The organism is Buchnera aphidicola (Hyperomyzus lactucae), assembly GCF_005081705.1.
In the GTDB taxonomy this organism is placed as follows: Bacteria; Pseudomonadota; Gammaproteobacteria; order Enterobacterales; family Enterobacteriaceae; genus Buchnera; species Buchnera aphidicola_Y.
In genome coordinates this window covers 631042-641856 of sequence record NZ_CP034876.1, presented here as the reverse complement: position 1 = coordinate 641856, position 10815 = coordinate 631042, and the positions used below count along the sequence as shown (strand labels likewise).

General features: G+C 25.9%; 10 protein-coding genes, 1 tRNA gene and 1 pseudogene. 7 read left to right on the top strand and 5 right to left on the bottom strand.

Annotated elements, in window-relative coordinates:
* Nucleotides 1-256: 256 nt before the first annotated feature.
* The 4 genes from D9V68_RS03130 to D9V68_RS03220 all read left to right on the top strand — a co-directional run bounded on the left by D9V68_RS03130 (nucleotide 257) and on the right by D9V68_RS03220 (nucleotide 2288).
* Complete coding sequence (locus tag D9V68_RS03130) at nucleotides 257-832, top strand: YfgM family protein (protein ID WP_158358232.1); 576 nt, start codon at nucleotides 257-259, stop codon at nucleotides 830-832.
* A gap of 89 nt (nucleotides 833-921) precedes the next feature.
* A complete protein-coding gene (locus D9V68_RS03230) occupies nucleotides 922-1614 on the top strand; it encodes a GTPase (RefSeq protein ID WP_261979588.1) in 693 nt (230 codons plus the stop codon).
* A 103-nt stretch (nucleotides 1615-1717) separates the two neighbouring features.
* Nucleotides 1718-1891 (top strand): hypothetical protein, encoded by a 174-nt coding sequence (locus tag D9V68_RS03225; RefSeq protein ID WP_261979587.1) that lies wholly within the window; start codon nucleotides 1718-1720, stop codon nucleotides 1889-1891.
* 217 nt (nucleotides 1892-2108) lie between these two features.
* The gene (locus D9V68_RS03220) at nucleotides 2109-2288 is read left to right on the top strand and encodes a hypothetical protein (protein WP_261979586.1); all 180 of its coding nucleotides are present in this window, start codon (nucleotides 2109-2111) and stop codon (nucleotides 2286-2288) included.
* Between the two features lie 271 nt (nucleotides 2289-2559).
* Here D9V68_RS03220 and fdx read toward each other — a convergent pair whose 3' ends face one another.
* The 5 genes and pseudogenes from fdx to D9V68_RS03095 form a co-directional block, all read right to left on the bottom strand.
* The gene (gene fdx, locus D9V68_RS03115) at nucleotides 2560-2895 is read right to left on the bottom strand and encodes an ISC system 2Fe-2S type ferredoxin (RefSeq protein ID WP_158358230.1); all 336 of its coding nucleotides are present in this window, start codon (nucleotides 2893-2895) and stop codon (nucleotides 2560-2562) included.
* Nucleotides 2896-2918: 23 nt separating this feature from the next.
* Nucleotides 2919-4716, bottom strand: a pseudogene (gene hscA, locus D9V68_RS03110) (Fe-S protein assembly chaperone HscA).
* 6 nt (nucleotides 4717-4722) lie between these two features.
* The gene (gene hscB / locus D9V68_RS03105) at nucleotides 4723-5253 is read right to left on the bottom strand and encodes a Fe-S protein assembly co-chaperone HscB (RefSeq protein WP_158358228.1); all 531 of its coding nucleotides are present in this window, start codon (nucleotides 5251-5253) and stop codon (nucleotides 4723-4725) included.
* 95 nt (nucleotides 5254-5348) lie between these two features.
* The gene (gene iscU / locus D9V68_RS03100; RefSeq protein ID WP_158358226.1) at nucleotides 5349-5729 is read right to left on the bottom strand and encodes a Fe-S cluster assembly scaffold IscU; all 381 of its coding nucleotides are present in this window, start codon (nucleotides 5727-5729) and stop codon (nucleotides 5349-5351) included.
* A 29-nt stretch (nucleotides 5730-5758) separates the two neighbouring features.
* Complete coding sequence (locus D9V68_RS03095; RefSeq protein WP_158358224.1) at nucleotides 5759-6973, bottom strand: IscS subfamily cysteine desulfurase; 1215 nt, start codon at nucleotides 6971-6973, stop codon at nucleotides 5759-5761.
* Between the two features lie 164 nt (nucleotides 6974-7137).
* Here D9V68_RS03095 and D9V68_RS03090 point away from each other — a divergent pair.
* The 3 genes from D9V68_RS03090 (at nucleotide 7138) to ilvC (ending at nucleotide 10803) form a co-directional block, all read left to right on the top strand.
* Nucleotides 7138-7214 (top strand) — tRNA-Trp (locus tag D9V68_RS03090).
* A 231-nt stretch (nucleotides 7215-7445) separates the two neighbouring features.
* Nucleotides 7446-9299: a dihydroxy-acid dehydratase gene (gene ilvD, locus D9V68_RS03085; RefSeq protein ID WP_158358222.1), complete on the top strand. Its 1854-nt coding sequence runs from the start codon at nucleotides 7446-7448 to the stop codon at nucleotides 9297-9299.
* A 28-nt stretch (nucleotides 9300-9327) separates the two neighbouring features.
* Complete coding sequence (gene ilvC / locus D9V68_RS03080) at nucleotides 9328-10803, top strand: ketol-acid reductoisomerase (protein WP_261979609.1); 1476 nt, start codon at nucleotides 9328-9330, stop codon at nucleotides 10801-10803.
* The last annotated feature ends 12 nt before the right edge of the window (nucleotides 10804-10815 follow it).

The window sequence follows — 10815 nt, the reverse complement described above, 5'->3', positions numbered from 1 at the left end:
CAAAATCTGTGGATAAGTAGTCTGTAGCATTGATAATAAAAGAACTTATTACTTGAACTAGCTGTGTACAATTAGTGATTTTAATACGAATAACTTTTTTATATGCTATAATTTTAAGCTAAATTTAAAAAAATATAGCCAGTTATAAAAATCATCATTGCATTCATGGAGAAAAATTTTTTGTAAAATTATTATTTATAAATATGATTGCAAATTTAACTTGAAATAAAATCATTTAAATATTTAGAGGGTGAATATGTTCAATTTATTAAAAAAAAACGTCTTGTTTTTTATTTCCCTTTTTCTTGTTCTTATTGTTTTTTTATTCTATTTACAATATCCGTTTAGAGCTCAAAAAGAAAATCTAGATTCATCAGAATACAAAAAAATCATAAAAAAAATAAATAAAAAAAACTCTAAAAATTTAATTGAAGCAGAACATTTTATTATTAAAAATCAAAACATTTATGGAACTTTGACCGCTTTATATCTAGCAAAAAAATATACTTTAGAAGGTACACTTAATAAAGCATTCCTTCAATTAAACAATAGTTTAAAATACACAAAAGAAGAAAATTTAAAAAATATTTTAAAACTAAGAATGGCAAAAATAAAAATGCAAAATTCAGAAAATAAAGATGCATTAAATATTTTAGAAAATATTAAAAATCATAATTGGGACAATATAATCGAAAATATGAAAGGAGATATTTTTATTAATGAAAAAAATAAAAAAGAAGCTATCAAAGCTTGGAGAAAAAGTTTATCTATAGAAAATTCTAATGCATCTAAAGAAATTATCAATATAAAAATTGCCGAATTAAATGAATAAAAAAATAAATGCAAAATTCAAAAAACTTAAAAATTTTTATTCTATTCTGTTAATATCAAAATTATTTAAAATCAGAGCGTATATGTAAAATGATACCTATTATCGTACTAATCGGTCGTACTAATGTAGGGAAATCTACTTTATTTAATATTTTAACAAAAACTAGAAACGCATTAGTTGCAAACTATCCAGGTATTACTAGAGATAGACAATATGGTTATTGCGAATTTGAATCCAATCAAAAATCAATTTTAATTGATACAGCGGGTTTGGATATAAAAAGAAATGAGATTGAAGAAAAAGCACATCAACAAACATTAATTGCTATTAAAGAAGCAGACTTAATTTTATTTATAGTAGATGCTCACAAAGGACTAATGCCACAAGAGTTTGAAATCTCTAAAAAAATTAGAACGTATCAAAAAAAAACTATCCTAATAATTAATAAAATAGATGGTATACAAGATATTTATAAATTCAATGAATTCTACTCACTAGGATTTAAAAAAATAAAAAAAGTATCTGCTAGTCATAATCGAGGTATTAATACTCTTATTAATGAATATCTAACACCTTGGATAGCTCTAGAAATTAAAAATAAAAATACAAAAAAAACAAACTATAATAACCAAGAATCGAAAAAAAAACCGATAAAAGTCGCTATTATTGGTAGAAAAAATGTTCGAAAATCAACGTTAATAAATAGTCTTTTAAAAGAAAAAAAGATAATTATATGCAATATATTAGGAACAACATTAGACAGTATAGCGACATCTGTTTAATATAATTCCAAAAATTATATATTGATTAATATAGAAAAAGTATTTAAAAAAAAGAAAAAGATGAATAATATCGAAAATTCTCAATAATTAAAACATTGCAAAAATGGAAAAAACAAATGTTGTATTACTGATAATAGATGCAAGTATTGATATATGTAATCAAGATTTATCCTTGGCTGATTTTATCATCAATACCGGAAAAGGGATCGTTATCGTAATTAATAAAGCAGATAAATTAAATGCCTTAGAAAAGAAAAAAATAAAAGAATCAATTTAAAATGATTTAAAATTTCTTTCTTTTTCAAAAGTACATTTTACATCAGTATTATATAAAAAGGGAATATTTCAATTATTTCGATCTGTTGATGAATCTTACGAAGAATCTAAAAAGAAAATTAGTACTTCTATACTTACAAAAACGATGCATATAGCAATTAAAAAACATCAACTACCTTATTGTACACCGACGTCGAATAAAATTAAAATATGCACATTTGGGTCGTTCTAATCCACCTACTATTATTATACATGGTACTCAAGTTAAATATTTATCTTCACCATATAAACGATATTTAATTAATTTTTTTTATGATTATTTAAAAATCAAAGGTACACCTATTCAAATACAATTCAAAGAAAACCTAAATCCTTATTCAAAAAAAATAAAAAATTAATTTTCTCTAACATGATTTGTACTATATAAAGAAATTTCTACCTCAATATCAAATTTCCCAATAATTGCTTGGCAACTCAACGAGTTTCAGATTCGAGACCCCAAGCTTTATCTAAAATATCATCGTTTTTTCAGACTACTCCTCATAAATTGTACACCGACGTCGAATAAGATTAAAATATACACATTTAGGTCGTTCTAATCCGCCTACTATTTACTATACATGGTACTCAAGTTGAATATTTATCTTCACTATATAAAACAATATTTAATTAATTTTCTCTTACATAGTTTACACTATATAAAGGAATTTCTACCTCAATATCCAATTTCCCAATAATTGCTTGGCAGCTTAAACGACTTTCAGATTCAAGACCCCAAGCTTTATCTAAAATGTCATCTTCTTTTTCAGACCACCCCCCAAGAGAAAAAAATCCTTTTCTTACAATACAATGACAAGTGCTACAGGCACATGATTGTTCACATGCATGTTCTAATTTAACATTATTACGAAGAGCAACTGTTAATATTGTTTCACCTATCTTTCCTTCAAATGTACCACCTTTCGGTAATATAATCTTATGAGGCAAAAATAATACTTTAGGCATTATGTGTTCTCTTTTAAAATATTTTAAATTGAAGATAAACTAATAATATTTGTAAAATTTAATGAAAAGAACTTTTTACTTTCTTTATCTAATTTCTTTAAATTTAATTTCATAGAAAAAATCACTTTGATCAATAGATCGTTGTAATTTTTCGATCTACATCGTATTTCTTTTAGTTTTTCTTCAGAAATTAATTCTTGATTCATTTTAAGAGCAATATTTAAAATTTTTAAAACATGTCTACATTTCATTTTTTTCTTCTTTTACTCTAAGATAATAATTTTCTTTAGCATGTTTTAAAGAATTTTGTACTATTTTAGAAAAATTGAGTGTTTTTAATACAACATTATTATCAATTTTAATATTTTTCTTTATTACTGTTTTTTTTAAAGTTTTTATATGAATTAATCTATTTGTATCTACATGAAATGTAATTAATATACAAACTAATCCAGTTTTTTGAGGCTTAATATTTTTTAAAATAAAAAAATGTAAAGAAATGCAGTCTTTAACTAGTTCTCTTTCCCCTTGTAAAATATGTATTAAAATAAATATTTGATTATCTTTATACGTAATAAATTCTTTTGTTTTAGAAATAGAAATTGAAGTATTTCGAAAAATTATTTTTTCAACAAAACCACCCATAACTTCAATACCTAAAGAAAGTGGCATGATATCTAATAGTATTGTTTTATTTTTTATATTACTACTAATTAACATATTAGTTTGAATTGCTGCACCTATTGCTACAACTTGATCTGGATTTATAAAATTCAAAGGACTTTTATTAAAAAATTTTGAAACTTCTGTATATACTAATGGAACGCGAGTTGATCCCCCGACCATAACTACTTCTTCAATCTTGTTTATAGACAAATTGATATCTTCAAGAAGATTAGAGCAAATTAACAAACTTTTTTTAATAAAATTAATGATAAGAAGATTAAACTCATCTCTAGTAATAAAACCACTCCAATTAAAAAACTGCACTTCAATTTTATTATATTGAGTTAATTTTAACTTAGTTTCTTTTGCAATTTTAAGCAATGAAGATTGAAAAAAATTATTACACTGATTTGATAACTTTGCTTTATTATAAATATAATTTGCTAAAACAGAATCAAAATCATCACCTCCTAAATTTGAATCTCCACTAGTAGCTAATACTTCAAATATTCCTTTATTTAATTTTAATACAGAAACGTCAAAGGTACCACCTCCTAAATCATAAACAATAATAATACCTTTCCTTTGTATTTCTAAACCATATGCAATAGCAGCGGCTGTAGGTTCATTTAATAGTCTTATTAAATTGATTTTTGCTAAAAGAGCAGCTTTTTTAATTGCTGTTTTTTGAAAATTATCAAAATATGCAGGGACCGTAATAATACTTGCATGTATTTCTTGATCAAACAAAAAAATAGCTCTTTTTTTTAAACATTTTAATATATCACTTGAAACATCTACGGGGGTAACAGGACCAGCATTTGTATGAAAAAAAATTCCTCCATTTTTTTCTTCTTCTATTATATATGGTATGATAGGATATCTTGATTTGATAAATTCAATAGATCGACCTAATAAACGTTTTACTGAACTAATTGTATTCACTGGATCTGTAATAATATTTTCTAAAGCTTCCCAACCTACTGATATACTATTTTTTTTATAACACACAACAGATGGCATCAAATAGCGATTTTTATTATCTTTTAATAAAATAACATCTTTTTCTCTTACTGTAGCAGCTAAAGAATAAGTAGTACCAAGATCAATGCCTAATAATAACTTTTTATTTTGTTTTTTTTTTACAAAAATCATATAAAATTATCCTAATTTATCTTTTTTTAAATATATATTATGCTCTTTTTTTAAATTTAATTTCATTTTATTTAAAAAAAGTAATTTTGCTGTTATTTTAACTACTTTTTTAAAATTTTTCTTATCAAATTCTAAATCAATTTCATGTTCGTAATTGTTTATCTTTTGTTTTATTTTTTTTAATAAACTAGTTAATAATAGTTCGTCAAAACAACTTTCCTTCAAATTATCTATTTCTTCATATAAAGAAAAGTATTCTATCAAAAAATTATTATTTTTTAACAAAAACGTTTCTTTTTCTATTTGAAAACCATGCAAAGAAAGTAAATACACTGCTCTATTCAAGAAATTCTTTAAAGTTCTATAACCTTTGTTAATTTGTATTGATTTTTCTAAAACTATTTTTTTTTGAGATTCAGAATCTTTGATAAATAAATCAGGATGAAATTGTAATTGCAATTGATAATAATTTTTACAAAGTAAATTTTTATTAATTTTAAATTTCTCTGGTAAATTAAATAATGTAAAGTAATTCATAAACTATCCCAATTAATTTTAATTACAAAAAATATAATATTATAATTTGATGTTGAAAGAATATTTTCTTTCAACATCAAATTTTTATGAAAAATTTAATTTTTTTTGCTTTTATAATCAGCAATGGCGGCTTTAATAGCATCTTCTGCTAAAATAGAACAGTGAATTTTGACAGGAGGTAATTCTAATTCTTCTACTATAGTTGTATTTCTAATTTCTTCTGCTTCTTTTATAGATTTTCCTTTGACCCATTCAGTTACTAACGAACTTGATGCTATAGCAGAACCACAACCATATGTTTTAAAACATGCATCTTCAATAATACCTTTCTCATTAACCTTTATTTGTAATTTCATTACATCACCACAAGCAGGAGCACCTACTAATCCACTTCCTACATTAATATCAGAACTGGAAAAAGATCCAACATTTCTAGGGTTATCATAATGATCCATTACTTTTTTACTGTAAGCCATTTAAAATCACCTTAAATTTATTAAAATAATTAATTATGATCCCATTCTATACTATTTAAATCAATTCCCGATTTAAACATTTCCCATAAAGGAGAAAGTTCACGTAATTTATGAATAGATTTATGAATTAATTCTATTGCGTGATTAATTTCTTTTTCTGTAGTAAATCTTCCAATTGAAAAACGAATAGAACTATGAGCTAATTCATCTTTTATACCTAAAGCCTTTAAAACATAAGATGGCTCTAAACTAGCTGAAGTACAAGCGGAACCGGAAGAAATAGCTAAATCTTTAAGTGCCATAATTAAAGATTCACCTTCAATATAATTAAAACTAACATTTAGAATATGAGGTACACCTTGCTTTAAATCACTATTTAAATAAACTTCTTCAATACTTTTGATACCATTCCAAAGACAATTTCTTAATTTTGTCAAACGAATAAAATCGTCATGTATTTTTCTTTTAGCTAAATTAAAAGCTTCTCCCATACCTACAACTTGATGAACAGGTAAAGTACCAGAACGCATTCCTCTTTCATGTCCACCTCCATGTATTGAAGCTAATAAGCGAACACGTGGCTTGCGACGTACATATAAACCACCAATACCTTTTGGACCATAAACTTTATGAGCTGAAAAAGACATTAAATCTATCATTATTTTTTTTAAATCGATAGGAATTTTCCCAACACTTTGAGTCGCATCTACATGAAAAAAGACACCATTATTTCGACAAATTTTCGAAATACTATCAATGTCTTGTATAATACCAATTTCATTATTTACATGCATGATAGAAACAAGTATAGTGTCTTTTTTGATATTTCTTTTTAAATCATTTAAATCAATAATACCATTATTTTTCGGAGTAAGATAAGTTAAAGAAAATCCTTCACTTTCAAGAAATCTACAAGTGTCTAAAACAGATTTATGTTCTGTTTTACTAGTAATAATGTGTTGACCTTTCTTCTTGTGAAAAGAAGCAACTCCTTTTATAGCTAAATTATTAGCTTCAGTGGCACCAGAAGTAAAAACAATTTCTCGAGAATCTGCTCCAATTAGTTCAGATATTTGATTACGCGCTATATCAACTACTTCTTCTGCATCCCATCCAAATTTGTGAGAACGCGATGCAGAATTTCCAAATATTCCATCTATTGTTAAATAATTCATCATTTTCTTCGCAACTTGAAATTCTACCGGTGTAGTAGCTGCATAATCTAAATAAATTGGAATTTTCATAATTAATATTTACCTTAAAATAATATTCTTACTAGATAGAATAAATATTCTATCATTTTAATGGGTTTTTAGATTTAAAAAAACTTATTTTTAATAAAATACGTAAATACATACTAGACTTTTATAACTATTAATAATATAATTACATTAATAATTTACAATTTAGGGGTGTAGTTCAATTTGGTAGAGCATCGGTCTCCAAAACCGAAAGTTGTAGGTTCAAATCCTTCCACCCCTGCCAAAATTCAACAATTGAAAATCATTTAATAAAATTAATTGTTTTATTAAAGAATAAATCAATATCAATCTATGATTATATAACAATATAATCCCTACTTTTCTTGAAAAATTTCTAAAAAATTATATTTTAACTGAAAAATTTTTCTTTCAATATAAAGACATATTTTTTTTAAATTAATTCATATCGTTAAATGATTTTTTTAAAAAGTAATATTTTTTGGAGTAATTTCATATGCCTAAATATCGTTCTTTTACAACTACACATGGTAGAAACATGTCCGGAGCAAGATCATTATGGCGTGCTACTGGTATGAATGATGAAGATTTCAATAAACCAATAATTGCTGTAGTAAATTCATTTTCTCAATTTGTTCCAGGACATATACACTTACAAGAAGTTGGGAAACTAGTATGTAAAGAAATTGAACAATCAGGTGGTGTTGCAAAAGAATTTAATACTATTGCTATAGATGACGGAATAGCAATGGGACATTCTGGAATGTTATATTCCCTACCATCACGTGAATTAATTTCAGATTCCATAGAATATGTAGTAAATGCACATTGTGCTGATGCAATGATTTGCATTTCTAATTGTGATAAAATTACCCCGGGTATGCTTATGGCATCTTTGCGTTTAAATATTCCATCAGTTTTTGTTTCTGGTGGACCAATGGAAGCAGGAAAAATAACGCAAAAAAACAAAACAATAAAAATTGATTTAGTTGATGCAATTCTTCATGGGGGTAATCCTGATCAATCAGAAAATTTTATAAAAAAAATTGAACTTTCTGCTTGTCCTACATGTGGTTCCTGTTCGGGAATGTTTACAGCTAACTCTATGAACTGTTTAACAGAAGCTATGGGTTTATCATTACCTGGAAATGGTACTCTATTAGCCACTCATATTGAACGTAAGAAATTATTCGTAAAGTCAGCTCAAACTATAGTAAAAATTACTGAAGAATACTATAAAAATAATAATGAAAAAATTTTACCTAGGAATATTGCTAATAAAGAATCTTTCGAAAATGCAATGATATTAGATATTGCAATGGGGGGATCAACTAATACTATATTGCATTTATTAGCAGCAGCTCAAGAAGGAGAAGTGAATTTTAAACTATCTGATATCAATGAATTATCTAAAAAAATACCCCATATTTGCAAAGTTTCTCCAAGTACTTCATTATATCACGTAGAAGACGTGCACCGTGCAGGAGGTGTGATGGGTCTTTTGGGAGAATTAAATCGATCTAATTTATTAAATAAAAAAACAACGAACATATTACAACTTAATTTAGAAGAAACATTAGATCAATATGATATTTTATGTACTAAAAATATTGATATAATTAAAATGTTTCAAGCAGGACCAGGTGGAATTCGTACAAAAAAAGCATATTCTCAAGATTTTAGATGGGAAACATTAGATTATGATCGTAAAAATGGTTGTATTCGTTCTTGTAAAAATGCTTATAGTCCAGATGGGGGATTAGCTGTTTTATATGGAAATTTAGCAAAAAATGGTTGTATAATAAAAACGGCTGGAATAGATCAAGAACACTACATTTTTTCTGGTGTTGCTAAGGTTTATGATAGTCAAGAAGAAGCAGTCAACGCTATATTAAACAATCAAATAGCTTCAGGTGATATTATTGTTATAAGATATGAAGGACCTAAAGGCGGTCCGGGAATGCAAGAAATGTTATATCCTACTACATATTTAAAATCTATGAATCTAGATAAAACATGTGCGTTAATTACTGACGGTAGATTTTCAGGAGGTACATCTGGAATTTCTATAGGACATATTTCACCTGAAGCAGCGGATAAAGGAATCATTGCTTTAGTAAAAAATGGTGATTTTATTAATATAAATATTCCTAATAGAACTATTCATTTAAATATTACAGAACAAGAAATATCCAATCGTATTCTTCAAGAAGAATCTAAAGGAATTTCAGCTTATAAACCTTGCAATCGTAAAAGATATGTTTCTTCGGCTTTAAAAACATACGCTTTTTTTGCAACAAGTGCTGACAAAGGAGCTGTTAGGAATCATAAAAAAATATCGAACATCTAAATAAAAATCATAAAAAACAGGAGCTTTTATTATGAATTACTTTAATACATTAAATTTTAGTCAAAAAATTAATCAAATAAAAAAATGTCGTTTTATGAAAAAAGAAGAATTTAATAAAAAAAATGATATTTTAAAAAATAAAAAAATAGTAATTATTGGTTGTGGCTCTCAAGGTTTAAATCAAGGCTTAAATATGAGAGATTCAGGATTAAATATTTCTTATGCTTTAAAAAAAAATAGTATTTTAAAAAAAAGTCAATCTTGGGTCAATGCAATAGAAAATAATTTTGAAGTAAATGATTACGAATCATTAGTACCACATGCGGATTTAGTAATTAATTTAACTCCTGATAAACAACATAGTAATGTTACAAAAAAACTGCAAATATTAATGAAAAAAAATTCTTGTTTAGGTTATTCCCATGGTTTTAATATTGTAGAAATGGGAGAAAAAATAAGAGAAGATATCACTGTAATTATGGTTGCTCCAAAATGTCCTGGAACAGAAGTACGAGAAGAATATAAAAGAGGATTTGGAGTTCCAACACTTATTGCTGTTCACTCTGAAAATGATATTCACAAAATAGGATTAGAAATTGCAAAAGCATGGGCTTTTTCTACAGGAGGGCATCGTGCAGGTGTATTAGAATCATCATTTGTAGCTGAAGTAAAATCAGATTTAATGGGTGAACAAACAATTTTATGCGGTATGCTTCAAACTGCTTCATTATTATGTTATGAAAAATTAATAAAAGAAAATTACGACCCGATGTACTCTTCAAAATTAATACAATTTGGTTGGGAAACTATCACAGAATCTCTTAAACATGGTGGTATTACTTTAATGATGGATCGTTTGTCCAATTCATCAAAAATTAGAGCACATAAACTGTCTGTCATCATTAAAAAAATATTATCTCCATTATTTCAAAAACATATGGATGATATTATTTCTGGAAATTTTTCTAATGAAATGATCAAAGATTGGAAAAATGATGATAAAAAACTGCTAAGTTGGAGATGCAGTACAAAAACAACTTCGTTTGAACAAGCTCCTTATTCTAATTATAAAATATCAGAACAAGAATATTATGATCATGGTACATTAATGGTTGCGATATTAAAATCTGGTATCGAGTTATCTTTTGAAACAATGATAAATACAGGTATTATAGCAGAATCTGCTTACTATGAATCATTACATGAATTACCATTAATTGCTAATACAATTGCAAGAAAAAAATTATATGAAATGAATATGGTTATTTCAGATACTGCTGAATATGGAAGCTATCTTTTTTCCGAAGCTGCATATCCTCTTTTAAAAGATTTTATATTAACTCTTAATAAAAGTGATCTTGGTTGTTCGTTATCTGAAAACTTAATCAATAATATTGAATTAAATAAAATTAATGAAATGATTCACAATCATCCGATAGAAATTATTGGACGTAAATTAAGAGCTTATATGAAAAAAATGAAAACAATTAAAGTAGCACAATAAAGAACATCTTTA